23 protein-coding genes are annotated in these 23714 nt (G+C 70.7%); 9 read left to right on the top strand and 14 right to left on the bottom strand.

Annotated elements, in window-relative coordinates:
* Positions 1-580 precede the first annotated feature (580 nt).
* From LL239_RS14410 to LL239_RS14395, 4 genes are all read right to left on the bottom strand, one after another.
* Positions 581-985, bottom strand: a complete 405-nt coding sequence (locus LL239_RS14410) for a hypothetical protein (protein WP_228164137.1) — start codon at positions 983-985, stop codon at positions 581-583.
* A gap of 129 nt (positions 986-1114) precedes the next feature.
* Positions 1115-1441, bottom strand: coding sequence for a Pr6Pr family membrane protein (locus LL239_RS14405; protein ID WP_228164136.1), 327 nt, complete (start codon positions 1439-1441; stop codon positions 1115-1117).
* 45 nt (positions 1442-1486) lie between these two features.
* On the bottom strand, positions 1487-2149 hold the full coding sequence (locus tag LL239_RS14400; protein ID WP_228164135.1) for a response regulator transcription factor: 663 nt from the start codon (positions 2147-2149) through the stop codon (positions 1487-1489).
* Entirely contained in the window at positions 2130-3413 is a 1284-nt protein-coding gene (locus LL239_RS14395; protein ID WP_228164134.1) for a sensor histidine kinase, read from the bottom strand. Before LL239_RS14395 ends, LL239_RS14400 begins: the two co-directional genes overlap by 20 nt.
* Positions 3414-3530: 117 nt before the next feature.
* Between LL239_RS14395 and LL239_RS14390 the strand changes: the two genes are divergently transcribed.
* The 3 genes from LL239_RS14390 (at position 3531) to LL239_RS14380 (ending at position 7141) form a co-directional block, all read left to right on the top strand.
* Positions 3531-4280, top strand: a complete 750-nt coding sequence (locus tag LL239_RS14390) for an ABC transporter ATP-binding protein (RefSeq protein WP_228164133.1) — start codon at positions 3531-3533, stop codon at positions 4278-4280.
* An 8-nt stretch (positions 4281-4288) separates the two neighbouring features.
* On the top strand, positions 4289-5620 hold the full coding sequence (locus tag LL239_RS14385) for an FtsX-like permease family protein (protein WP_228164132.1): 1332 nt from the start codon (positions 4289-4291) through the stop codon (positions 5618-5620).
* Positions 5621-6097: 477 nt separating this feature from the next.
* Positions 6098-7141, top strand: coding sequence for an isopenicillin N synthase family dioxygenase (locus LL239_RS14380; protein WP_228164131.1), 1044 nt, complete (start codon positions 6098-6100; stop codon positions 7139-7141).
* Between the two features lie 184 nt (positions 7142-7325).
* Here the strand turns inward: LL239_RS14380 and LL239_RS14375 are convergent, their stop codons facing one another.
* Both LL239_RS14375 and LL239_RS14370 read right to left on the bottom strand, forming a co-directional pair.
* A complete protein-coding gene (locus LL239_RS14375; protein ID WP_228164130.1) occupies positions 7326-8453 on the bottom strand; it encodes a VIT1/CCC1 transporter family protein in 1128 nt (375 codons plus the stop codon).
* A 123-nt stretch (positions 8454-8576) separates the two neighbouring features.
* Entirely contained in the window at positions 8577-10505 is a 1929-nt protein-coding gene (locus LL239_RS14370; protein ID WP_228164129.1) for a DEAD/DEAH box helicase, read from the bottom strand.
* A 238-nt stretch (positions 10506-10743) separates the two neighbouring features.
* On the opposite strand from LL239_RS14370, the gene LL239_RS14365 reads away from it, so the two are divergent.
* On the top strand, positions 10744-11604 hold the full coding sequence (locus tag LL239_RS14365) for an SGNH/GDSL hydrolase family protein (protein ID WP_228164128.1): 861 nt from the start codon (positions 10744-10746) through the stop codon (positions 11602-11604).
* Positions 11605-11613: 9 nt separating this feature from the next.
* On the opposite strand, the gene LL239_RS14360 is transcribed toward LL239_RS14365, so the two are convergent.
* A complete protein-coding gene (locus tag LL239_RS14360; protein ID WP_228164127.1) occupies positions 11614-12423 on the bottom strand; it encodes a TrmH family RNA methyltransferase in 810 nt (269 codons plus the stop codon).
* Between the two features lie 205 nt (positions 12424-12628).
* On the opposite strand from LL239_RS14360, the gene LL239_RS14355 reads away from it, so the two are divergent.
* Positions 12629-13477 carry a Sir2 family NAD-dependent protein deacetylase gene (locus LL239_RS14355; protein WP_228164126.1) on the top strand — a complete coding sequence of 283 codons (849 nt, stop codon included), beginning with the start codon at positions 12629-12631 and terminating at the stop codon, positions 13475-13477.
* 57 nt (positions 13478-13534) lie between these two features.
* Positions 13535-14122, top strand: coding sequence for a histidine phosphatase family protein (locus LL239_RS14350; RefSeq protein ID WP_228164125.1), 588 nt, complete (start codon positions 13535-13537; stop codon positions 14120-14122).
* A gap of 36 nt (positions 14123-14158) precedes the next feature.
* Here the strand turns inward: LL239_RS14350 and LL239_RS14345 are convergent, their stop codons facing one another.
* The 5 genes from LL239_RS14345 to pdhA all read right to left on the bottom strand — a co-directional run bounded on the left by LL239_RS14345 (position 14159) and on the right by pdhA (position 19615).
* The gene (locus LL239_RS14345; protein WP_228164124.1) at positions 14159-14626 is read right to left on the bottom strand and encodes a MaoC family dehydratase; all 468 of its coding nucleotides are present in this window, start codon (positions 14624-14626) and stop codon (positions 14159-14161) included.
* Positions 14623-15801 (bottom strand): acyl-CoA dehydrogenase family protein, encoded by a 1179-nt coding sequence (locus tag LL239_RS14340; RefSeq protein WP_228164123.1) that lies wholly within the window; start codon positions 15799-15801, stop codon positions 14623-14625. The genes LL239_RS14345 and LL239_RS14340 overlap by 4 nt, the downstream gene beginning before the upstream one ends.
* 72 nt (positions 15802-15873) lie before the next feature.
* Positions 15874-17400: a 2-oxo acid dehydrogenase subunit E2 gene (locus LL239_RS14335; RefSeq protein ID WP_228164122.1), complete on the bottom strand. Its 1527-nt coding sequence runs from the start codon at positions 17398-17400 to the stop codon at positions 15874-15876.
* Positions 17397-18404 (bottom strand): alpha-ketoacid dehydrogenase subunit beta, encoded by a 1008-nt coding sequence (locus LL239_RS14330; RefSeq protein WP_228164121.1) that lies wholly within the window; start codon positions 18402-18404, stop codon positions 17397-17399. Before LL239_RS14330 ends, LL239_RS14335 begins: the two co-directional genes overlap by 4 nt.
* Positions 18401-19615, bottom strand: coding sequence for a pyruvate dehydrogenase (acetyl-transferring) E1 component subunit alpha (pdhA, locus tag LL239_RS14325; RefSeq protein ID WP_374197641.1), 1215 nt, complete (start codon positions 19613-19615; stop codon positions 18401-18403). The genes LL239_RS14330 and pdhA overlap by 4 nt, the downstream gene beginning before the upstream one ends.
* A 168-nt stretch (positions 19616-19783) precedes the next feature.
* Between pdhA and LL239_RS14320 the strand changes: the two genes are divergently transcribed.
* Entirely contained in the window at positions 19784-20257 is a 474-nt protein-coding gene (locus LL239_RS14320; RefSeq protein ID WP_228164119.1) for an Lrp/AsnC family transcriptional regulator, read from the top strand.
* Positions 20258-20323: 66 nt separating this feature from the next.
* Here LL239_RS14320 and LL239_RS14315 read toward each other — a convergent pair whose 3' ends face one another.
* A complete protein-coding gene (locus LL239_RS14315; protein ID WP_228164118.1) occupies positions 20324-21316 on the bottom strand; it encodes an EamA family transporter in 993 nt (330 codons plus the stop codon).
* Between the two features lie 71 nt (positions 21317-21387).
* On the opposite strand from LL239_RS14315, the gene LL239_RS14310 reads away from it, so the two are divergent.
* Positions 21388-21948, top strand: a complete 561-nt coding sequence (locus LL239_RS14310; RefSeq protein WP_228164117.1) for a CGNR zinc finger domain-containing protein — start codon at positions 21388-21390, stop codon at positions 21946-21948.
* Between the two features lie 39 nt (positions 21949-21987).
* Here the strand turns inward: LL239_RS14310 and LL239_RS14305 are convergent, their stop codons facing one another.
* Positions 21988-22863 (bottom strand): alpha/beta fold hydrolase, encoded by an 876-nt coding sequence (locus LL239_RS14305; protein ID WP_228164116.1) that lies wholly within the window; start codon positions 22861-22863, stop codon positions 21988-21990.
* A 102-nt stretch (positions 22864-22965) separates the two neighbouring features.
* Between LL239_RS14305 and LL239_RS14300 the strand changes: the two genes are divergently transcribed.
* The gene (locus LL239_RS14300; RefSeq protein WP_228164115.1) at positions 22966-23700 is read left to right on the top strand and encodes an exonuclease domain-containing protein; all 735 of its coding nucleotides are present in this window, start codon (positions 22966-22968) and stop codon (positions 23698-23700) included.
* Positions 23701-23714: the final 14 nt, after the last annotated feature.

Below are 23714 nucleotides of genomic sequence, written 5' to 3'. Positions count from 1 at the left end.
TCCAGGCCCAGTGGCGTCCCTTCTCCACGCTGTCATAGCGATGAGCGGCGGGGCCGAGCTCGTGAGCCCTGGAGCGTGAGAAGTGCTCCCGCACCCCCTCTGGAGTCGCGCCGCAGCCGGGTGAAGCGACGAGCCGTGGCCGGCTCTCCTGAACCTCTGGCCACCCCCGTGACACCGCGGCGAACAGTCCTGGAACTTTGGCCATCTGTGGTGACGATGTCCGGTGTCAGTGAAGTTGTCGTTGGTGCCATTGATTTTGTGGTTGAGATCCGCAGAATCCCAATGCGAGGAACCGGAGAGCTACTGACCCATCTAAAGATCCCGTGCCACCGATAGTGTCGTTTGCCGGAGATTGGCAAAGGGAACCACGGGCCGTTTCGAATTCGTCTCCCCTGATGAAGCTCACGCGTCGGTCGGGAGCGTTGCGTTTGGCGTCGGCTCCTAGACTGCAACGGTGAAGCACGCGAGGTTCGGGGTCGTCATTGCCGCTTTCGGAATCACCGTCACACTGGTGGGATGCACCGCGTCGCCGACGACCTCCTCGTCTCCGACTCCGACTCCGACTCCGCGCCACAGCACCTCAGCACAGGAAGCGCCGACCGCTCCAGCCGACCTGGTTGAGGAGGATACCGAGGCCGTCGTCGAGCCCGGCCCGTGCGACGCCGCCGTCTATCCTGACGAGGTGTCCGATCCGAGCGAGGTCGAGCAGCTCGCCGGTGACACACTCGCGGTCCCGTTCGATCGCGGCCCGATGCCTCATGCAACTGGTGAGACCATCGTCGACGAGGATGGTGTTCCGGTTGCCTACGTCGTCGCCGCAGACGACGTCCTCGACACGGTCGGCGCTCGGCTCTGTGTCACCGAGATTTGGATGCACTGGGTCAACGCCGTGCGACGCGACAGCGATGAGCTGTTCGTCGGTGACACCATCAATCTTGACGCTCACACCATCCTGAGTGTCGGTGATCAGAACGGCATCGTGCACGACAACCCGCTCCCAGAAGGATTCGTCCTCCCCCCGCAGCGTTGAGCTGCGGTAACGCGAGGTTTGGCGGTCCGAGGACATAGTTCATGTTGTCGGCCCACAAGCTGCGGACGCCGGACGGTCGGTTGTCTAGACGAGGCTTGATGACATTGGCGCACCACGCAGGACAAACCCGGGTGCTCGCGAGCCCGCCCACACGACAACGCCAGCGGCCAGTAGCGCGATAACGAGTCCAATCGAATGCCCGGCGAGCGATAGAGCGCCGCGCTCCGGCAGCAGGAATCCATAAGGCACCCACCCATCCGTAGCTCCGCGCATGAGAACGACAGTCAGCCAGGCGAGCGGGTAGAGCAGGACGAGCCACAACTGGCCCCACGGCAAAAGGCGACGGTCTCCGACGATCAACCAGTCGACCAAGACGAGGAAGGGGAAGCACACGTGCAGGATCCCACTCACCCAGGCGGGCGCCGTTCCAGTCCCGGGTACAAGCACGTTGTAGATCTAGCGGGAGGCGGCCTGGAGATAGGTCAGCACGGCTCTGACTCGGCGGTTGTCCTCGACAGGGCTGAGGCCGAGCTTGCTGAAGATGTTGCCGATGTGCTTGCTCACGGCGGCGTCCGAGAGGGTGAGTGTGCTGGCGATGGCGGCATTGGATTGGCCGTCCGCCATCAGTGCCAGCACTTCTCGTTCTCGGGTCGTGAGGCTGTCGAGCGGTCCCGGCCGCGAGCCTCCGAGAAGGTGCTGCACCACGTCGGGGTCGATGACCGTCCCACCGGATGCGACGGTTTCGAGGGCCGCGGCGAAGTCGCGGACCCTGTTCACGCGGTCTTTGAGCAGGTAGCCGATCGCACCTTCGGGGAGGGTGAGCAGTTCACGAGCGTAGGTGTCGGCGATGTACTGCGAGAGCACCATGATCGGCTGCGTCGGATGCGCGGCTCGGATATCGAGAGCGGCACCGAGACCGTCATCGCTATTGCCGGGAGGCATCCGAACATCGGTGAGGACGAGATCGGGCGGCTCGTTCACGTCCGCAAGGTGCTCGAATGTCGCAAGCAACTCGGGGGCGGTTTGCGCGGTCGCGGCGATGGTGTGCCCGAGCCGTTCCAGGAGGGCGGTCAGTGCCTCGCGCAACAGCGCGGAGTCCTCAGCGAGCAGCAGGCGCATCGCGCTCGATCCTCTCCGTGAGGATCGGCAGGGTCATGTGCAAGGTCGTGGGTCCACCGGGCAAGCTGATGATGGTGAATCGCCCGCCGAGTGTTTCAGCGCGCTCACGCAGGCCGCGTAGCCCTGTGCCGGCGTTCTCGTCGGCTCCGCCGCCGCCGTTGTCGGTGACGACGACGATGAGCGCGTCGTCCTCTATGCCGGCCCGCACGGTTAGCCGGCTCGCGTCGGTGTGTTTCGCGGCGTTGCTGATCGCCTCGGTGACGAGGTAGTAGGCGGCGGTCTCCACCGGGGCCGGCAGTCGGCCGAACGCGGCCACGTGGAGGCTGAGTGGGACGGGGGTGCGGTCGGCCAGCTCGTCCAGAGCAGCGCGGAGCCCGTGATCGGTGAGCACGGCGGGGTGGATGCCGCGGACTGTGTTGCGGAGCGTCGCCATTGCATGCTCCGCCTGCCCCTGGGCGGCGTCGAGCGCGTCGCGGGCCAGGGCCGCGTCGGTGCCTTGCGCGGTGAGGTCGTCGAGTTCGAGGCTGACCATGCCGAGCCGGGCGGCGAGGGTGACGAGTTCCTGCTGCACGCCGTCGTGCAGGTCGCGCTCGATGCGTCGCCGCTCGGCCTCGAATGCCGCGACGAGCGCGGCCCGCGACTGGACGAGCCGTTCCACATTGCGGGCGAGCTCGCGCTGCCGAGGACCGCACAGCACGCGCAGCAGCGACGCCTGGCCCGCGGCGAGCACGGCGTTGACATAGGCGAACAGGCACACCGCGAGCAGCGCGATCGGGATGACCGGCCACCAGTTGTCCGGCCCGACGATGATCCGGACGTCCGCGAAGAGATTGATCTGAGCGGGGCCGCGCGATCCTGACACTCCGATGAAGACGAACACGACGAGGCACAGACCTTGGACGAACAGGACGGCGAGCGCGATCCAACCGAGCACGAGGTCGAGCAGAAGGGCTGCTGTCTCCCGCCAGGTCGCCCCTTCCGCCACGCGGACGGCTAGCCAGATGTGCCGCTGGTCCCGTGAGAGCGGGACATGGCCGGACGTCTGGCGAGGGAAACCGAGCAGGTGGGTGCGGCGACGTTCGAGCGCACCGATGACGATGCCCCACAGCGGTAGGAGCAGCAGAGTGACGATGGTGACCGGCAGCAGAAGGAATCCGATCGCTGCGCTCGACAGAACGTAGACGAGCGTGCGCCAGGGCCATCTACCGAGCAGGAACCGCCACGGCGGGCGCATCAGCGCGTGCCATACGGTTGCCGGTCTCATGCATTCCAGCCTACGGACGCGCCCGTGGCCACGGGTGGCCGCCCGCCGAAGAGTGGAGCCAGCTCTACCTCGACTCTCCACTCTGCTCCATCGCATCGGTCGCCTCGGTCGCGTCAGATGGAGGACGTGACTGAATCGCTCATCCATGCCGAGAACCTGCACAAGACCTTCTCCTCGGCCGGGGTGAAGGAGCCCCGCGTGCCAGTGCTTCGCGGGATCTCCCTCGATGTGCAGCCGGGCGAGATGGTGAGCATCGTCGGGCCGTCCGGCTCCGGCAAGTCCACGCTTCTCTACTGCCTGTCCGGGCTCGAACCGGCCGACTCCGGCGTGGTGCGGCTCGCCGGGCGCGAACTCGGCACCCTCGGACGTGGCGCTCTCGCGACCCTGCGCCGCAAGCATGTCGGCTTCGTGTTCCAGTCCTTCAACCTGATCCCCTCATTGACCGCGCGCGAGAACATCGCCCTGCCCGCTCGCCTCGCTCGTCGCCGCGCGAATCGCGCAAGCATCGACCGCGCGTTAGCCGACGTGGGGCTGGCCGACCGCGGCGGCCACCGCCCTGGACAGCTCTCGGGCGGTCAGCAGCAGCGCGTCGCCATCGCCCGCGTGCTCGCTATGCGCCCCGATATCGTGTTCGCTGACGAACCCACCGGCTCGCTCGACACCGCTACCGGCTCCGACGTACTCCGGCTCCTGCGCGCAGCAGCCGGCGACGGCCGCTCGGTCGTCGTAGTCACCCACGACCTGGAAGCCGCCGCGCTCGCAGACCGGGTGCTCGTGCTCCGAGACGGTCTCATCCACAGCGAGCTGCGGCGTCCCACGCCGGAACAGGTGCTCGAAGCGATCACACTCGCCGGGGCAGCCGCATGATGCGCCTCGTGCTGTCCGATCTGGCAGCTCACGCGCGTGTGTGGCTCGGCGTCCTTGCTGTGACGATCGCCACCGGCGTCGTAGGCGCGATCGCGGCCGGGCTCATCGAGACCGGCATCGTCCACGGCGGGCGCGTGCAAGAGGGACTATCCAGCACCAGCGCAGCCGTCATCATGTTCACCGCCGTCACCGCGCTCATCGTGCTCGGCTCCACGGCAAACCTGACGGTTGCTCTGCAACAGCGCAGCTACGCCCTCTGGCAACTGGTCGGCATCCGACCTGCCCTCGTCGCCCTGGTCGTGCTCACCCAACTCGGGATCGTCGGCGCTCTCGGCGCGCTGGTCGGCTGTCTTGTCGCCTTGCCGGTATTCCCTCCGCTCTTCGTCTGGGCGTTCCGCGAGTGGCCAGACATGCACGGCATCAGCCTGCACCTCGGCACCATCAGCGTGCTCGTCGTGGTCGCCACGATCACGGTCGTCGTGCTGCTCGGTGGACTGCGGGGGGCGCGGCGCGCCAGCCACACGCCGCCGATCGAGGCGCTGCGCGACCCCGAGCCACCCCAAATCAAGATCGGGTGGCTCCGCATCGTGCTCACCGCTCTCCTTCTCGGAGGGATCGTCGCGCTGGCGCTGACCCTCGACGGCAACGCCTCGATATCCGCGTTCTCAGGTCAAGCCGTTTTGCTCACGCCCCTCATCGCCGCCGCGCTCGCCGCAGCAGGCCCGCTCGTCTTCCCTCTTGTCCTGCGAGCCTGGACGTCACTCCTCCCCGCCGAGGCATCTGCATCCTGGTTCCTCGCCCGCAACTCCGCCCGCTACCGGCTCAGCCAATCCAGCGCCGCGATCAGCCCTCTCATGGTCGCGATCGCCCTCGCCGGCGGCCTCTACACCACCGGCGCGACCCTCGCCGCGGCGCAAGCCGCGCGGAGTGGCAGCAGCGAAGGATTCGACCTCGCCCCAGAAGGGGTCGTGATCCTGCTCGGCGGCCCGCTCCTGCTCTCAGCCGTCGCCGCCGCCGCGACCGTGTTCATGTCCGGCCACGCCCGCGAACGAGAGTTCGCCCTTATCCAAGCCGCCGGTTCGACACATGAAGCGATCACGCTTACCGCAGTCTGGGAGGCCGTGATCTATGCCGCTACCGCGGCCATCCTCGGCACCGCCGCGACCGTCATCGGCGGATTCATCATCGCCGCCAAGCTCTCCCTGCCCGTCCCCGTCGTGTCGTTCGCAACCCTGGGACTGATCGCAGGCGGTGGACTCGTGCTCATCCTCGCCGCGACCGTCGCGCCAACGGCAGCCGCACTCCGCCACGAGATACCACGCACGCTCGCAGTCGAATAGAGCTATGTCGACAGCAGCGAAGTGCGGCCCATCCGATACCTGCTGCAAGCGTCGCGAGGCTCGGGTCCGCAATGCCCGAAGCGGCTTGCGGACCCGAGCACCGAGACGCACAATCTCGCATCGGATGCGCCCGCCGACGCGCCCGTGGCGCGCTGAAAAGTGCTTACTCAGGTGCTAGCGGTCATGTAGGTGCGCGTACCAGCATGTAGTTATCCACAGGCCGCCCCTCGAACTGCCCTGTATTTATGGGCCTGAACGCCGATTCGTGATCCTGTGGGCGAGGGGGTCGAGTGCAGTTCAAGTCCCCCCTCGCGCACAGAACGAAGAAGGCCCCGGATTCGTCCGGGGCCTTCTTCGTTGCTCGCGGGACCAGGGCGGCGACCTCGTGCGGGAGGGCTTCCGACCCGTGACACCGGCGAAACGTCGATGTGACATCGCGGCTCTAGCGTCGAGGCATCCCGGAAGGATGGATGCCACATGTACCGGTTCCACGTTCCCACCATCGACATCTCCGCATGGGTCGGCCGGGGTTCGGAGAACGCGCGCGCCGCAGTGACCGCCGCCGTCGATCACGCGTGCCGCACCGTCGGCTTCATGCAGATCGTCGGGCACGGCATACCCGACCGGGCGGTGGTCGATCTCGAGGAGGCGCTGGACGCGTTCTTCGGGATGCCCCTGGACGCCAAGAAGCACTACGTCCGGCCGGCGGCGGAGAACCGCGGCTACACGCCTCCCAAGAGCGAGTCGCTGAGCTACAGCCTCGGTATCGACCCCGTCACCCGCATGAACGACTTCTTCGAGGCGTTCAACGTCGGCACCTCGTGGCGCGAGTACCCCGGTTCGACCGCGACCGCGGCGGACTACGCCGAGAACACCTGGCCGGATGCCCTGCCCGCGTTCCAGGGCGCGGTGGAGACCTACTACGGCGAGGCGCGACGCGTGGCGCAGACGCTCACGCGTATCTTCGCGGCGGCCCTGCGCGTGCCCGAGGACTTCTTCGAGGAACTCACCGATCACTCGATCGACGTTCTCCGGATGAACAACTACGCCCTGCCGCCGGGTTCGATCGAACTCGGCGCGGAGCTGACCGGAATGGGCGAGCACACCGATTTCGGACTCGTGACGGTGCTGTGGGCCGATCGCGTCGCCGGATTGCAGGTGCTGGGCCTCGACGGCTCGTGGAACGACGTCATGCCCGCCGAGGGTGCGCTGCTGGTGAACATCGGCGACGTGGCGGCGCGGCTCACCAACGACAAGTGGCTGTCGACGCTGCACCGGGTCAAGCCGCCGGTCATCGACGGCACGATCGAGCGGCGCCGATCGGCGGCGTTCTTCCACGACGGCAACGCCGACGCCGTCGTGGGCGTCCTCCCCCACTTCGCCTCGGCCGAGCACCCGGCGCTGTACGAGCCGGTCACGGTCGCCCAGCACATCGCCGCGAAGCTCGCCGGCTCGCGCGCCGGCCGCAAGAACGTCACGGCCGTGCGCGAGGCCGCGCGGGTGACGGCGAGCCGCGGCTGAGCCCGGCGCCGTAGGCCGCGGTCGGCGCGTGGTGACGGCGAGCCGCGGCTGAGCCCGCCGCCGTAGGCCGCGGTCGCCGCGCGCAGCCCAAGGGACCGCATAAACGCGATCCGCGCGCAAAAACGCGTGGTCAGCGCGTTTATGCCCGTGGATCGCGTTTATGGCGGAACGAGGATGCCGGGGCTCAGGCCGCGGAGACCCCGAACAGCAGCCCCAGCACGTACGTCACGGCGGCGGCACCGAAACCGATCGCGAGCTGGCGCAGCCCGCGCTTGAGCGGCGAGGCTCCGGAGAGCAGGCCCACCATGGCACCGGTGGCCAGCAGCGCGATGCCGACGAGCCCGAGGGCCAGCGCGACGGCGCCGAGGCCGCTGAGACCGAACAGCCACGGCAGGACCGGAATGACCGCGCCCGAAGCGAAGAACAGGAAGCTCGACAGCGCCGCGCCCCATGCGCTGCCGACGACCTCGTGGGAGGACTCTCGGGGTGCGGCTCCGGCGGGTGCTGCGGTGTGGCCGTTCTGCGCGGCGGAGACCACGTCCCGCGCCTTCGCCAGCGCCTCGTCCGCATCCATCCCCCGGGTGCGGTAGACGAGCGCCAGTTCGTTGGCATCCAGGTCGAGGTGCGGCAGGGCGTCGTCGGCGTAGTCGCTCTCCTCCGTGGCCTCGAGCAGCTCGCGCTGCGAGCGCACCGACACGAACTCGCCGGCCCCCATCGACAGGGCCCCGGCGAGCAACCCCGCGATGCCGCTGAACAGCACGAAGCCGGGAGCGACGCCGGTGGCACCGATACCCATCACCAGCGCGAGGTTCGACACCAGTCCGTCGTTCGCGCCGAACACCGCCGCTCGGAACGTGCCCGACAGCCGTCGGCGGCCGCGGGCGGCGAGCCCGCGGACGACTTCGTGGTGCACCTGCTCGTCGGCGGCCATCTGCGCGGTGGCGTAGGGCTCGTCCGCGTACGGCGAGCGCGCCTCGGCGTTCTGCGCCAGGGCGAGCACGAAGATCGAACCGAAGCGGCGCGCCATCCAGGCGAGCATCGTCGTGCCCACGCCCGGTCGCGGAAGGCGCTGCGGGGCGTCGCCGAGCAGGTCGAGCCAGTGCTGTTCGTGGCGGCCCTCGGCGTCGGCGAGCGCGAGCAGGATCTCCCGCTCCTCGCCGGTGCGGCGGCTCGCGAGGTCGCGGTACACGCGCGCCTCGGCGCGCTCGTCGACGAGGTAGCGTGCCCAGCGGCGGCGGTCGCGGGCGGTGGGTGTGGCGGCGGCGGTCGTCACGGGTCTCCTTCGGGTCGCCCCCACGTTAGGCGGCGGCATCCGCTCCCCCGGGCGCGTCGGCCGATACTGACAGCATTTCGGGCCTCCGAAGCCCGGAATCCCGCGGATGCCGGGACTGCGGTGTCAGCGTTTCGGGGACGCGAAACGGCCCCGTGCGGCGGATCAGGACCGCACGCGCTTACGCAGCACCTCGATGCGCGCCTGCAGCTGCGCGACCGTGGCGTGCGAGACCGCGGGGCCGCCGCAGATACGGCGCAGCTCGGCGTGCACGAGGCCGTGCGCCTCGCCGCTCTGGCGGGCGTACAGCCCGACGAGGCTGTTGAGGAGCTGCCGCTGCTCCTTGAGGGTGCGGTGCAGCGGTTGCGGCAGCCCGCCTTCGTCGACGCCGGGCGGCTCTTGGCCGCTGGCCTTCTCCTTCGCCTCCCGCGAGGAGCGGTGTCGCGACTGGCGTGAGGCTCGCGTCATCAGCACCTCGTGCACCTGCTCGGGTTCGAGCAGACCCGGGATGCCGAGGAACTCCTCCTCTTCGATCGTGCCGGGCACCGCGAGCTGGCCGAATTCCTGGCCGTCGAAGAGCACGCGGTCGAAGTGCGCGAGCGATCCGAGCGCCTGATACTCGAACTCCTGCTCGAGCGCGTCGGAGGCCTTGTCCTCGCGCTCGGCGGCATCCATCAGGTCTTCTTCGGCGTTCCACTGGTCTTCCGCATCGCTGTCGCGGTCGAGGGCGTGGTCGCGCTGGGCCTCCATCTCACCGGCGAGGGCGAGGAGCGGCGGCACGTTGGGGAGGAACACACTCGCGGTCTCACCGCGGCGCCGGGCCCGCACGAAGCGGCCGATGGCCTGCGCGAAGAACAGCGGCGTCGATGCGCTCGTCGCGTACACGCCGACGGCGAGGCGCGGGACGTCGACGCCCTCGGACACCATGCGGACGGCGACCATCCAGCGGCTCGTGCCTTTGGAGAACGTCTCGATCCGGCCCGACGCCTCGGCTTCATCGGAGAGGACGACCGTGACCTTCTCGCCGCTGATGTCCTCGAGGATCGTGGCGTAGGCGCGCGCGGCGGTCTGATCGGTCGCGATGACGAGGCCGCCGGCATCCGGGACCATCTCGCGGACCTCGGTGAGGCGCCGGTCGGCCGAGCGGAGGACGGCGGGGATCCAGTCGCCGTTGGGGTCGAGCGCGGTGCGCCACGCCTGCGAGGTGATGTCTTTGGTGTTGTCCTGCCCGAGCTGCGCCTCCATCTCTTCGCCCGCCTTGGTGCGCCAGCGCATCTGCCCCGCGTAGACGAGGAAGAAGACAGGGCGCACGACGCCGTCGTCGAGGGCGCGCCGGTAGCCGTAGGCGTAGTCGGTGCGCGAGAGGCGGATGCCCTTGTCGTTCGGGTGGTACTCCACGAACGGGATGGGCGCGGTGTCGCTGCGGAAGGGCGTCCCCGATAGCAGCAGGCGACGGGTCGCCCGGCCGTAGGCCTCGCGCAGGGCGTCGCCCCAGCTGAGGGCGTCACCGCCGTGGTGCACCTCGTCGAGGATCACCAGGGTCCTGGCATCCATCGTCAGCCGCTGGTGCACCTCGGCCTTGACGGCCACCTGCGCGTAGGTGACGGCGACGCCGTGGTACTGCCGTGAGGGGGTCGCGTGCCGGTTGGAGAAGTACGGGTCGAGCCGGATGCCGACCCGCGCGGCCGCCTCGGCCCACTGGGTCTTGAGGTGCTCGGTGGGGGCCACCACGACGATGCGGTCGACCACGCGGCGGCGCATGAGCTCGGACGCGAGGCGGAGCGCGAACGTCGTCTTGCCGGCGCCGGGGGTGGCGGCGGCGAGGAAGTCCCGGGGACCCTTCCCCACACCGTCGGGTCCGTCGGAGCCGAAGTACTGGTCGAGCGCCTCGGCCTGCCACGCGCGCAGGCGCTGCGCGGTTCCCCACGGGGCGCGCTGCGGGAACGAGGGCGAGAGGTGTTCGGCGGCGAAGCTTCCGAAGTGGTGCTCCTCGCCCTCGCCGGTCGTGGCGGGGGCGTCACCGACAGACGCGTCGGCGGCGAGCGGCGCGGTGGAGTGCGGGAGGGCCGAGGTACGGGCGTCTTCTTCCAGCATCGAACCTCCATCCCTCGCGAGCGCGAACATCCACGATAGGCGTTTCCGCCGCCGCGCGGCGTCGCCCCGTGGAGAGTTCCGTCGTCCCACCGGCCATAAACGCGATCCGCGCGTGGAAACGCGAGGAGACCGTGTTTCTGCGCGCCGATCGCGTTTATGCGTGGGGGGAGGCCGGACCAGACAGGGCGCCGCCCTTGCCGTGTCGCAGCCCGGGGATAGCCTGGGGACGGAGGTTTCGATGACACTCGATGCGCACTCGCCCGCCAGCCCGTCTTCGTCCGACAACCCCGGCCCCCACCCCTGGCGCCGGTTCGTCGCCCTCGGCGACTCGTTTACCGAAGGCATCGGCGATCCCCTACCCGATGGCGGCCACCGCGGTTGGGCCGATCGTGTCGCCGAGGTGCTGGCGTCACAGGTCGACGACTTCGCCTACGCCAACCTCGCCGTGCGCGGCAAGCTCATCGGACAGATCGTCGCCGACCAGATCGAGCCCGCCCTGGCCCTCAAGCCCGACCTCATCACCTTCTCGGCGGGCGGCAACGACGTCATCCGCCCCGGCACCGACCCCGATGCCGTGTCGCAGCAGTTCGAGGACGCCGTCGTACGTCTGCGCAGCGACGGGGCGACCGTGGTGGTGTTCACGGGCATCGACACCGAGTTCACGCCGGTGTTCCGCGGCATCCGCGGCAAGGTCGCCATCTACAACGAGAACATCCGCTCCATCGCCGACCGTTACGACTGCATCGTCGCCAACCAGTGGGGCCTGAAAGAGGTGCAGGACATGCGCTTCTTCGACGACGACCGCCTGCACTACAACTCCCTCGGTCATCACGAGGTCGCGCGCATGGTGCTGCGCGCACTGAACGTGCCCAACGATCTTCAGCCGATGCAGCCCGAGGCGCTGCCGGCGACCACGTGGCGGGCCGCGCGCGAGAAAGACCTCGTGTGGGCCCGGTCGTATCTCGTGCCGTGGGTACTGCGGCGTCTGCGCCACCAGTCGTCGGGCGACCACATCCTGCCCAAGCGTCCCGAGCCGCTGCCGGTGATCACCCTCGCCCCGGGCCAGGATGCCGCGGGCTCGCGCGAGACGCAGGTCTGAACGGGCGGGTCAGCGGCGCTGCGCGCGCCCCAGCTCCCACAGCGCGACGGCGCTCGCCGCGGCGACGTTGAGGGAATCCACTCCCCCGGCCATCGGGATCGTCACGACCGTGTCGGCCGCCCGCAGCGCGCCGCGGCTGAGGCCGTCGCCCTCGGCGCCGAGCAGGAGTGCGACGCGCTCGTGCCCGGCCGCCGCGAAGACGTCGAGCGGAACGGCGTCGTCGGCGAGCGCCAGGGCTGCCAGGTGCAGCCCCGCGTCCTGCAGCAGCGGCTTCGCGTCGGGCCACTCCGGCAGCCGCGTCCAGGGCACCTGGAAGACCGTGCCCATGCTCACTCGCACGCTGCGGCGGTAGAGCGGATCGGCGCAGCGCGGTGTCACGAGCACGGCGTCGGCGCCGAGGGCGGCGGCGGAGCGGAACGCGGCCCCGACGTTGGTGTGGTCGACGATGTCCTCGAGCACGACCACGAGCCGGGCCCCCGCGACGACGTCGGCGACCGGGTCGAGCACGGGCCGGTGCATGGATGCCAGCAGCCCCCGGTGCACGGCGTATCCGGTGACGCGCTCGGCGATCTCGGCCGGGACGACGTAGACGTCGGCATCCGGTCCCACGAGGGTGACGGCGTCGTCGAGGAACTTCTCCTGCACCAGCACCGAGCGGGGACGGTGTCCGGCGCGGAGGGCGCGGTCGAGGACCTTCGACGACTCGGCGATGTAGAGACCGCCCGCGGGCTCAGCGACGCGCCGCAGCGACACGTCGGTGAGGTCGCGGTAGTCGGCCAGCCGCGGGTCGTCGGCGGAGTCGATCGGGATCACGGGCATCGTCCCACTCTGCCAGGAGCGGCACGGCCGCCGGGCACCTCCGCCGCGCGGTCCGCGACACGCGGGCGCGGGCGCGGGCCGCGAGGATCCGCCTGTCGTGACGCTCGACGCGGCACGACCTCCTCGCGGGCACGATCCGACCGGGGCGCCCACCCGGGCGACGACGTCCACGAGCGGTCCTAGACTCGATCCGACGGAGGTGGGCATGACGGACACGACGAAGGATGCCGGGACCATGGCATCCATCGATCGAGCCGTCGAGGTGCTCGCCGGACGCCGCGTGGCCGTCCTCACCGGTGCGGGAGTGTCCACCGACTCGGGGATCCCCGACTACCGAGGGAAGGGCGCGCCCACGCGGACGCCCATGACCGCGCAGCAGTTCCTCGCCAGCGCCGACGCGCGCCGCCGGTACTGGGTCGGCAGCCACCTCGGCTGGAAGGTCTTCGCCGCGGCCGAGCCCAACGACGGCCACCGGGCACTCGCCGCGCTCGAGAACGCGGGCGTCTCCAACGGCGTCGTGACGCAGAACGTCGATGGTCTGCATGTCCGCGCCGGCAGCCACCGGGTCGTCGAGCTGCACGGCACGATGCGCCGGGTCGGCTGCCTGCACTGCGGGCAGGTGTTCGACCGGCGCGACCTCGCGGCCCGTGTCGAAGCCGACAATCCCTGGATCACCCTGCCGGAGAACGTCGAGCTCGGCCCCGACGGCGACGTGACGCCGGCCTCGGCCGAGGGGTTCGTCGTCCCCGTGTGCTCGGTGTGCGGGGGCACGTTGAAGCCCGACGTGGTGTTCTTCGGCGAGTACATCCCCGTGGAGAAGTTCCGTGAGGCCGAGCAACTGGTGCACGCGAGCGAGGCGCTGATCGTCGCCGGGTCTTCGCTCGTGGTCAACTCCGGCGTCCGGCTGGTCGAGCGCGCCCGTCGGCGTCGGCTGCCGGTCGTCATCATCAACCGCGGCACGACCCGCGCGGATCAGCGCGCGGCGGTGAAGATCGACGCCGGCACGAGCGATGTGCTCACGGCTTTCGCCGAGCGCCTGCCCGGGCTGCTCTAGCTCGTCCGATTCCCCCGCGTCCGGGCCGCCCCTCTCCCCCGCGGGTAGGCTCGACGGGTGACGATCCTCACCCTCGTACGCCACGGAGAGACCGACTGGAACGCCGGCCGACGCATCCAGGGCTCGACCGACATCCCCCTCAACGACACCGGTCGTGCGCAGGCGCGCGAGGTCGCCGCGATCCTCGCCGCGGATCTCGCCGGACGGGACGTCGTGGTGGTCTCCAGCGACCTCTCCCGCGCCGCCGAGACCGCCGACACCATCGCCGACGCTCTCGGCACGGTCGTCACCCGTCGCCTGCCGGGGCTGCGCGAGCGTTCCTACGGCGATGCCGAGGGGATGGACGACGCGACCTTCTCCGCCACGTACGGACCGTGGCATGCGGCCGAGGTCCCGGGCGCCGAGGCGTGGCCGGTCGTGCGCGAACGCGCGCTCGCCGCGCTCGCGGAGGTCGTCGCCGCGACCCCCGAGGGCGTCGACATCGTCGCGGTGGCGCACGGCGCACTCATCCGCGAGGTCATCATGCACGCCACGGCGGGCGAGTTCCCCCGGGTCGGCGAGCGGCTGCCGAACTGCTCGGCCACCGTGTTCCGCCTCGACGGCGAGGAGTGGGAGATGCTGGCCTACGCGGGCGTCGCGAGCTGATCCCGGCACCGCTCCTCGCCGGGCCCGAGTCCGGCCTCAGCGGGCCCCGTCCCTCGACCACACCAGCACCGTCCGTGTGGCCGTGGCCACGACCTCCTCGTTCTGCGAGCGTCCGGTGTGGGCGAGCACGACGACGCCCTGACCGGGGCGCGACGCCGACGGTCGCACCGAGACGACCTCGGTCTCGGCGGTGAGCGTGTCGCCCACGAACAGCGGTGCCGGAAAGCTCACGTCGGTCAGTCCGAGTTGCGCGACGAGCGTGCCCTGCGTCAACTGCGCGACCGAGAGTCCGACGAGGGTCGACAGGGTCCACATCGAGTTCACGAGGGGTCTGCCGAACGGCTGCGTCGCCGCGTAGGCGGCATCCAGGTGCAGGGCCTGCGCGTTCATCGTGAGGGTCGTGAACAGGACGTTGTCGGCGTCGGTGACGGTGCGCCCGGGCCGGTGGCCGTACCGCTCACCGACGACGAACTCCTCCAGATACAGGCCGCGCTGCTCGATCATGCGGCAACGGTACTCCCGGCAAGGCCCAGGGCCCGCGAGATCACCATGAGCTGCACCTCTGTGGTGCCCTCGCCGATCTCGAGGATCTTCGAATCGCGATAGTGCCGCGCCACGGGGTATTCGTTGATGAACCCGTTGCCGCCGAAGATCTGCGTCGCATCCCGCGCGTTGGCCATCGCGGCGTCGCTCGCGGTCATCTTGGCCACCGCGGCGTCGACGGAGAACGGCATGCCGGCGTCGCACATCCGCGCGGCGTGGACCCACGCCAGGCGCGCGGTGTGCACGCGGGCGTGCATGCGCGCGAGGACGAACTGCACGTTCTGCTTCGTCGACAACCGCGCACCGAAGACGGTGCGGCTGCGGGCGTAGTCCACCGCCGCTTCGAGGCATCCCTCCGCCGCGCCGGTCGCCAGCGCCGCGATGGCGACGCGGCCCTCATCGAGCGTGCGCAGGAAGTTCTTCAACCCCGCACCCCGCTCGCCCAGGAGGTTCGCCGCGGGGACGCGCACACCGTCGAGGGTGAGGGGGTGGGTGTCGGAGGCGTTCCAGCCGACCTTGTCGTACGCGGGCCCGACGGTGAAACCGGCGGTGCCGGTGGGCACGATGATCGTGGAGATCTCGGGGCGCTGGCCGCCGCGACCGGTCACGGCGGTGACGGCGACGTAGCTCGTGATCGCGGTGCCCGAGTTGGTGATGAACTGCTTCGACCCGTCGATCACCCACTCGTCGCCGTCCAGCCGCGCCGTCGAGCGCGTCGCACCGGCGTCGCTGCCGGCCTCGGCCTCGGTCAGACCGAATCCGGCCAGCGCGCGGCCGGACACCAGGTCGGGGAGGTACCGGGCCTTCTGCGCGTCGCTGCCGAAGCGGTACATCGGCATGGCGCCGAGGCCGACACCGGCCTCCAGGGTGATCGCGAGCGACTGGTCGACGCGGGCGATCGCCTCGATCGCGACGCACAGCGCAGCGTAATCTCCCCCCTGCCCCCCGACGTCCTCCGGAAACGGCAGACCGAACAGCCCCAGCTCGCCCATCTGGGCGACGATGTCGAGCGGGAGCTCATGGGCGCGATCGGCCTCGTAGGACCGTGGTGCGATCACCTCGTCGGCGAACTCTCGCACCATTGCGGCGAGCTCGCGCTCGTCATCGGTGAAGACCTGCTGGCTGTCGATGCTCACGGGGATCCTCCTCAGGATCGGAAGACAGGGATGCCGCCGACGCGGCGGGCGGGTCGGGACGCGCGTGCCGGGTCAGCGCAGCAGCATGGCCCGTCCCGGTTCACGCAGCACGCCCGCGACGTCGGTGAGGAAGCGCGCGGCTTCCGCCCCGTCGACGAGTCGGTGGTCGAACGAGAGGCTGAGGGTCAGCACGTCGCGCAGGGCGATCTCGCCGTGGTGCTCCCACGGTGTGCGGCGCACGGCGCCGACGGCGAGGATCCCGGCCTCGCCGGGGTTGAGGATGGGGGTACCGGCATCCACGCCGAAGACGCCCACGTTCGTGATCGAGAAGGTCCCGCCGATCATGTCGGCCGGGGCCGTGCGTCCGGCTCGCGCGGTCGCGGCGAGGTCGGCGATCGCGTCGGCGAGGTCGACGAGGGGCAGGGCGTCGGCGTCCCGGATCACCGGCACGACGAGGCCACGGTCGGTGGCCGCGGCGATGCCGAGGTTCACGAAGTGATGCTCGATGATCTCGCCCGCCTCCTCGTCCCACCGTGCGTTGAGCGCGGGGGCCCGTCCGAGCGCGAGGCACACCGCCTTCGCGACGATCGCGAGCACGCCGATGCGGTGTCCGTCGAGGGCGCGATCGGTTCTCAGCGACGCGATCAGCTCGGTCGTCGCGCTGACGTCCAGGGTGAGGAACGTCGTGGCGTGCGGCGCGGTGAAGGCGCTGCGCACCATGGCGGCGGCGGTGTGCCTGCGCACCCCTCGGATCGGCGTGCGGGTGACGCGCGCGTCGGTGGAGACAGCCGGGGGGACCGTCGACGCGGGAGAGGGCGAGGTCGCCGAGCGCTGCGCGAACTCCTCGACGTGCGCCCGCGTGACGAGGTCACCCGGGTGGGCGGCCGCCACGGCGGCGAGATCGACGCCGAGGTCCTTCGCGAGTTTGCGGACCGGCGGCGTCGAGCGGGGCCGTTCCAGCACCGGCTCGGCCGGGACCGGACGCACGAGGTCGTGCGGAGCCGCGGCGCGCAGCGCGGCGTCGACGTCGACGACGGCGGCACCGGTCCTCCGTGCGCGACGGCGTGGCCGGGCGCTTCCGGCGGGCGTTGCGCCGTACCCGACGAGATTCGGGGTCGCGGCGTTCACGGTCGCGGCGTTCGGGGTCGCGGCGTTCACGGTCGCGGCGTTCGGGGTCGCGGCGTTCACGGTCGCGGCGTTCGGAGTCGCGGCGTTCACGGTCGCGGCGTTCGGAGACGCGGCGGAATCGGATGCCGCCTGCTCCGTCGTGTGGAGTTCTTCGGCGACGCGCCGGTCGGTGCGTGCGGTGACCGGCGTGTCCGCCGCCGGCTCCGCGGGACGGTCCGAGGTGGCATCCGTGTCCCCGACCGCGAACGACACCAGCGGCGACCCGACGGCGACGACGTCTCCGGCCGCGGCGTGCAGACCCCGCACGACGCCGGCGTACGGCGAGGGGATCTCGACCACCGCCTTGGCGGTCTCGACCTCGGCGATCGTCTGGTTGAGGGCCACCTCGTCGCCCTCGTCGACGAGCCACTGCACGATCTCGGCCTCGGGCAGCCCCTCGCCGAGATCGGGGAGCAGGAAGTCCGCGATCACAGGACCACCTCCCGCTCCCCCGTCCGGTCGAGCACCTTGTCGACGCCGTACAGGATCCGATCGAGGTCGGGCACGTGATGCTTCTCGAGCTTGGACGGAGGGTAGGGGATGTCGTGCCCGGTCACCCGTTCGGGTGGCGCCTCGAGGTGGTGGAAGCATCGCTCGGTGATGCTCGCCACGATCTCCGCCCCCACACCTGCCTGCCGCGCGGCCTCGTGCGCGACGACGACGCGTCCGGTCTTGCGCACGGACGCGGCGACGGTGGTGAGGTCCATGGGCGACAGCGACCGCAGGTCGATGACCTCGAGTGAGAGGCCCTCGTCCTCCACGGCGAGCGCGGCATCCAGGGCCGTGCCCACGAGAGCGCCGTAGGTGACGATCGTCGCGTCCGTGCCTTCGCGGGCAACGCGGGCGAGGTGGAGGGGCGGAGCGTCGGCGAGGTCGGCATCCGGATCGACCTCTCCCTTGGAGTGATACAGGCGCTTGGGTTCGAGGAAGACGACCGGGTCGTCGGATGCCACGGCCTGCCGCAGCATGACGTAGGCGTCCTGAGGGGTGGAGGCGGCGACGACCCGCAGTCCCGGGGTGTGCACGAAGTACGCCTCGGGCGACTCGGAGTGGTGCTCGGCGGCACCCACACCGCCCGCCCACGGGATGCGGATCACCAGCGGCATACGGATCCGGCCGTTGCTGCGGTAGTGGAGCTTGGCGACCTGACAGACGATCTGGTCGAAGGCCGGGTAGACGAAGCCGTCGAACTGGATCTCGACGACCGGGCGGTAGCCGCGCAGCGCGAGGCCCACGGCGGTGCCGACGATCCCCGCTTCGGCGAGGGGGGTGTCGATCACGCGCTGCGGCCCGAAGCGCGCCTGCAGTCCGTCGGTGACGCGGAAGACGCCGCCGAGCTTGCCGATGTCCTCGCCCATCAGCAGGACGCGTTCGTCGTCGGCCATCGCGCGGGTCAGCCCGGCGTTGATCGCCGCGCCCAGAGTGAGCGCGCTCACCGGAGGTCGTCCGTCTCGAAGCCGGCGAGGTAGCCGAGATAGTCCGCCTTCTGCGTCGCCAGACCCGCGTGCGGCTCGGCGTAGACGTGGTCGAACACCGTCTCCGGCGCCCGCGTGGTCGCGCGGACGCAGGCGGAGCGCACCTCCGCCGCGAGGGCGTCAGCGGCGGCGGCGACGTCGGCGAGGGCCGAGTCGTCGAGCACGCCCTCGGCGCGCAGGTACGCCTCGAACCGGGCGATCGGGTCGCGCTCGGCCCAGCGCTCGACTTCGTCGGACGTCCGGTAACGGGTGGGGTCGTCGGAGGTCGTGTGGGGGCCCATCCGGTAGGTCACGGCCTCGAGGAACGTCGGCCCGCCACCCCGCCGTGCCCGGTCCAGCGCCCAGCGCATCGCGGCGACGCAGGCGAGCACGTCGTTGCCGTCGATCCGCAGGCTCGGGATGCCGAATCCCGGCGCGCGGCCCGCGATGGGGTACTTCGCCTGCACCGCGACCGGCTCGGAGATCGCCCACTGGTTGTTGGAGCAGACGAAGACGACGGGCGCGGCGAATGACGAAGCGAACACCATCGCCTCGTTCACATCGCCCTGGCTCGTCGCGCCGTCGCCGAAGTAGGCCACCGCGACATCGGTGGCACCGTCGCGCTGCGCGCCCATCGCCCAGCCGGTGGCGTGCAGCGACTGGGCGCCGATGATGATCTGCGGCGGGGCGGCGTTGATGGTGGTGTGGTCGTAGGCCGAGTGCTCCTCGCCGCTCCAGGCGAGGACGTAGGCCTCGGGCTTCGCGCCGCGGGCGAGCAGCACCCCGTGCTCGCGGTAGCTCGGAAAGACGAAGTCGCCCGGGGCGAGCGCGTGAGCGGTGCCGACCTGCACGGCCTCCTGACCGCGGCACGGCGGCCACAGCGCGAGCTGTCCCTGCCGCTGGAGCGCGACGCCCTCGGTGTCGAGGCGGCGGGTGAGGACCATGTCGCGATGGAGGGCGCGCAGCTGGTGGGGGGACAGATCGACGATCCACGGGTCGAGCCCGGCGTCGGCCACCCGGGATCCGTCGGCCTGCAGCAGACGCGCGACGTCGTCGATGTCCCCCGCTCGGGAGGCGCTGCGGTCGTCGGGCGTCCCGTGGGACGAGGCGGTGGCCGCGTCCCCTTCGTGCACGGCGGATGCGGGGACGGCTGATCCCCGGTCCGGCGTGGTCTGGGTGTACGTCATCGTCATCCCTCCAGGTGCGGCCCGCGGTCCTCGTGGGAGCGGGCGGTCCGGGCGCCGGCAGCGTCGCCGACACGGCCGACCGTACGCGTGGCGGGCAGGCCGCTCAAGACCTCCGAGACATATTCAGCAATGTGCACATTGCGGTGACCCGCCGTCCTGCTAATGTTTCGCAGCATGACCAAGCTCGACGCGGTCGACCTCGACCTCCTCCGCGCCCTGTCCCACGATCCCCGCGCCACGGTGGTGGCGCTCGCCGAGAAGCTCGGCCTCTCCCGCAACACGGTGCAAGCGCGCATGAGCCGCCTCGAGAAGGGCGGGGTGTTCCTGTCGTTCGAGCGGACGCTGTCGGCCGAGGCATTGGGCTTCCCGATCGAGGCGTTCCTGCAGGTGACGGTGCGTCAAGCCGAGCTTCCCGCGATCCGCGAGGCGCTCGCCGAGGTGCCCGAGGTCCTGCAGGCGCACGGGCTGAGCGGCCAGGTCGATCTGCTGGTGCGCGTGGCCTGCCGCGACACGCAGCACCTGTTCGACACCGACGCCCGGATCCTCTCGATCGAAGGCGTCGAGCGCACCGAGACGTCGCTCGTCATGGGCGAGGTCATCGGCTACCGCGTCGGCCCTCTGATGGACCTGGCACGCGACGGGCTCTGACCGTGGGCGTTCGTGGCCGTCGACCACGGACGCGCTGCGGGGCGTCTCGCGACTCCCCCCACCCGATCAGGGTGCCGGTACCACCGGTACGCTCGCCGTCTCGGTTCGCGGCTCGACCGGATCACCGGCATCCAGCCGCACGAGCACGACACCGACCAGCAGCACCGCTCCCCCGACGAACTGCACCGGCGCGGGCGTCTCGCCCAGCAGCAGCCACGCGAATCCGAGGGCGAACAGCACTTCGCTGAGCCCGACGAACGACGCCACTCGAGACCCGATGAGCGGGACGGCGATCACGCCCAGCGCGTAACCGACAGTCGTCGCCACAGCCCCGACCCAGAGCAGGGGCAGGATGCCGGGGACCTCCATCCCCAGCAGGGGCACCGTGATGGCGGGCGCCGCGAACGGCAGGACGCCGACGGCCACGAGCACGCCCATGATGACCGTTCCGGTCACCAGGCCGCCCGCCGCGAGCGCGAGCGGCGGCAGCTGATCGCCCGCGCGGGCGGCGATGACGAAGTACGCCGCCGAGCACACCGCGGCACACAGGGCGAAGAGGGTGCCGAGCAGATCGAACCGGGCGCCGCTGATGTCCACGACGAGCACGAGGCCCGCCATCGCCACGACGGAACCGATCATCACGAGCCTCGAGGGCGCCCGCCGTGTCCGCGCCCACACGGCGACCACGAGCAGAACCGGCGCGATGTACTGGATCAGCAGGGCGACGGCGACCGGCATGCGCTGCATCGCCGCGAAGTAGAAGACCTGGCATCCGGCGACCGCCGTCAGCCCGAACGCGACGATGGTCGTCCCGTGGCGTCGCAGGAATCCCGGCTGACGACGCACCGCGCGGATGAGCGCGGGCGACAGCAGCAGGGATGCCACCCCCATGCGCACCAGCAGGACCGCGCCGAGCGACCAACCACCCTCGAGCAGTGGCTTGACGAACGGGCCGCTCGAGGAGAACGCCAGCGCCGACGCGACGGCGATCAGGAGGCCGGTGACGGCGCCGGAGCCGTGGTGGGCCAGGCGTGGGAGGGCGACGGAAGAAGTGGTCATGCAAGCCCGCTGTCAGGAGTCAATAACGTTTACACTCGTGACAGTAGAGCCTTCGCCTGTCAGGAGTCAACATGGTCTTCATCCGTGACACCGAGCTCGTCCTCCGCGCCACGGTCGAGCTGGTCAACACGCTCCCCCACACCGACACGACCGGGGTCGACACGCTGGTCTCGGCGGATCAGCTCGAGGACTTCGCGACCCGGCACGGCTACACGGGCTCGCGCACTCGCGATGACCGGGAGCTGGCGGCGGTGCGCGGCATCCGGTCGCGAATCCACGAACTGTGGACGGTCGATCGCGACGGGTCGGTGCCGCTGGTCAACGCGATGCTCCGGGACGGGAAAGCGCTCCCCCAACTGGTGCGGCACGACGGGTTCGACTGGCACATCCACGCCTCCGACCCCTCCGACCCGCTCGCCCAGCGCATGCTGGTCGAGGCGGCGATGGCGTTCGTCGATGTGATCCGCGCCGACGAGTATGCGCGCGTGCGGGTGTGCGACGCCGACGACTGCAGCGGGGTGTACGTCGATTTCTCCAAGAACGGCTCGAAGCGCTACTGCGACGCGGGGAACTGCGGGAACCGCATGAACGTCAACGCGTACCGCCGACGCAAGGCGGACCAGCCCGCCTAGCGTCGTCAGCGCCGAAGACAGGCGTCGGCCCGCGGAGCGTCAGCGCGCGAGGAACTCGCGGATCGCGGATGCCGCGGCGGCGGGCGTCTCGTAGTGGATCAGGTGTCCGACCGCGGGGATCTCGACCAGCTCGGCATCCGGGAAGAGCGTCGCGAGGTGACGCTCGGCCTCGATGGGGGTGATGTCATCCTTCTCGGCGGCGATGAGCAGCGTCGGCTGCGCGATGCGGGGCGCGAACGCGCGCACGTCGTGCGAGACGCTCGTGACGAACGCCTCGTGGAGCACGTCGCGGTCGGCGAAGCGGGAGAAGTACGTGTCGTGCTGCTCGTGCACGAAGCGCCGCAGCGCGGGCTCGCGCGTCTTGGCCATCGCGACGCTCATGACGCGCACGATCAGGGCGTTGCGCAGCAGCGCGTCGCCGAGCGCGCGGGGCAGGCGCGCGCCCGCGAGGTAGTAGAAGACCGCCAAGCGCGTCAGCACTCCACGGGGCCCCTCGAGGGCCGGCGCGCCGATCGGGTTGACGAGGATGAGCCGCGGCGTCGCGAGTCCCCCGGCGACCGCGGCAGACGCCACGATCGAGCCGAACGAATGCCCCAGGACGACCGCCCCCGGCGCTTCGGACTCCACGAACGCGCGCAGCCAGTCCGCGTACGCGTCGAGGTCGTGCGCGCGGCCCGGCAGCGGAGCCGTCTCGCCGAACCCGGGGAGATCCGGAGAGATGACCCGGATGCCGGGCAGATGCGCCACGACCGGCTCGAGCCCATGATGCTCGCCGCGGAACCCGTGCACCGCGACGATCGTGGTCGCAGCGTCCTCGTCGCCGTACGTCCAGTACGCCGTCGTGCCGCCGAGGACCTCGGCCGTGCGCCGCTGGACCGGGATCTCGGCCAGGAGCGGGGCGTAAGGGTTCGGCACCCGTCGATTCTAGGCGGGCATCCGGATGGGCGTCGGTCCTGTCGCCTCGCCCGCGCGGAGCGCCTCGTCGGCCGTGTCGGTGCCCCGCCCTAACCTGAGCGCATGACCACGTGGCAGGCCGAGCCGCTCCCTCTGTTCCAGACCCCGGAGTGGGCGCGCGTCGTCGGCGTGTTCGACCTCGAGACGACCGGGGTGGATGTCGTGCACGACCGCATCGTCACCGCCCACGTGGGAGTGCTCGACGCCGACGGCCACGTCATCGATGCGCGCGACTGGATCGCCGACCCCGGCGTCGCGATCCCCGCCGGGGCCGCCGCCATCCACGGCGTCACGACCGAGCGCGCTCGCGCCGAAGGCGCGCCGGCGGCGACGGTGGTCTCCGAGGTCGTCGAGGCCCTGCGCGCGCTATTCGACGCCGGCATCCCGGTCGTGGCGTACAACGCGCCGTTCGACTTCTCGATGCTCAAGTTCGAAGCGCTGCGTCATGGCATCCGGCCGATCGATGCTCCCTCGCCGGTGATCGATCCGCTCGTCGTCGACAAGACGTACGACCGGTACCGCCGCGGCAAGCGCACGCTCACGCATGTCGCTGCGCACTACGCCGTGCCGCTCGATACCGCCCACGAAGCGTGCGCCGACGCGGTGGCCGCCGGGCGCCTCGCGCTCGCGCTGGCCGAGCGGTACGCCGCGTGGCTCCCGCCGACCGTCGACGAGCTGCACACACGGCAGATCGCGTGGGCGCGCGCTCAGGCGGCCAGCCTCACGGAATACTTCGTGAAGATCGGACGCCTGGATGCCGAGGCTCCCCCGCTCGACGGGGCGTGGCCGATCCGCTGAACGAGGGTGGGCGG

Source organism: Microbacterium testaceum, assembly GCF_020781835.1.
Classification (GTDB): domain Bacteria; phylum Actinomycetota; class Actinomycetes; order Actinomycetales; family Microbacteriaceae; genus Microbacterium; species Microbacterium testaceum_H.
The sequence above is the reverse complement of the archived record's forward strand: the minus strand, read 5'-3'. Positions and strand labels throughout refer to the sequence as shown.

Coding starts and splice junctions, on each gene's coding strand:
- LL239_RS14400 (WP_228164135.1), bottom strand. CDS start 2,149: ATGCGCCTGCTGCTCGCTGAGGACTCCGCGCTGTTGCGCGAGGCACTG.
- LL239_RS14395 (WP_228164134.1), bottom strand. CDS start 3,413: ATGAGACCGGCAACCGTATGGCACGCGCTGATGCGCCCGCCGTGGCGG.
- LL239_RS14390 (WP_228164133.1), top strand. CDS start 3,531: ATGGAGGACGTGACTGAATCGCTCATCCATGCCGAGAACCTGCACAAG.
- LL239_RS14380 (WP_228164131.1), top strand. CDS start 6,098: ATGTACCGGTTCCACGTTCCCACCATCGACATCTCCGCATGGGTCGGC.
- LL239_RS14375 (WP_228164130.1), bottom strand. CDS start 8,453: ATGCCGCCGCCTAACGTGGGGGCGACCCGAAGGAGACCCGTGACGACC.
- LL239_RS14370 (WP_228164129.1), bottom strand. CDS start 10,505: ATGCTGGAAGAAGACGCCCGTACCTCGGCCCTCCCGCACTCCACCGCG.
- LL239_RS14365 (WP_228164128.1), top strand. CDS start 10,744: ATGACACTCGATGCGCACTCGCCCGCCAGCCCGTCTTCGTCCGACAAC.
- LL239_RS14360 (WP_228164127.1), bottom strand. CDS start 12,423: ATGCCCGTGATCCCGATCGACTCCGCCGACGACCCGCGGCTGGCCGAC.
- LL239_RS14355 (WP_228164126.1), top strand. CDS start 12,629: ATGACGGACACGACGAAGGATGCCGGGACCATGGCATCCATCGATCGA.
- LL239_RS14345 (WP_228164124.1), bottom strand. CDS start 14,626: ATGATCGAGCAGCGCGGCCTGTATCTGGAGGAGTTCGTCGTCGGTGAG.
- pdhA (WP_374197641.1), bottom strand. CDS start 19,615: ATGACGATGACGTACACCCAGACCACGCCGGACCGGGGATCAGCCGTC.
- LL239_RS14320 (WP_228164119.1), top strand. CDS start 19,784: ATGACCAAGCTCGACGCGGTCGACCTCGACCTCCTCCGCGCCCTGTCC.
- LL239_RS14315 (WP_228164118.1), bottom strand. CDS start 21,316: ATGACCACTTCTTCCGTCGCCCTCCCACGCCTGGCCCACCACGGCTCC.
- LL239_RS14310 (WP_228164117.1), top strand. CDS start 21,388: ATGGTCTTCATCCGTGACACCGAGCTCGTCCTCCGCGCCACGGTCGAG.
- LL239_RS14300 (WP_228164115.1), top strand. CDS start 22,966: ATGACCACGTGGCAGGCCGAGCCGCTCCCTCTGTTCCAGACCCCGGAG.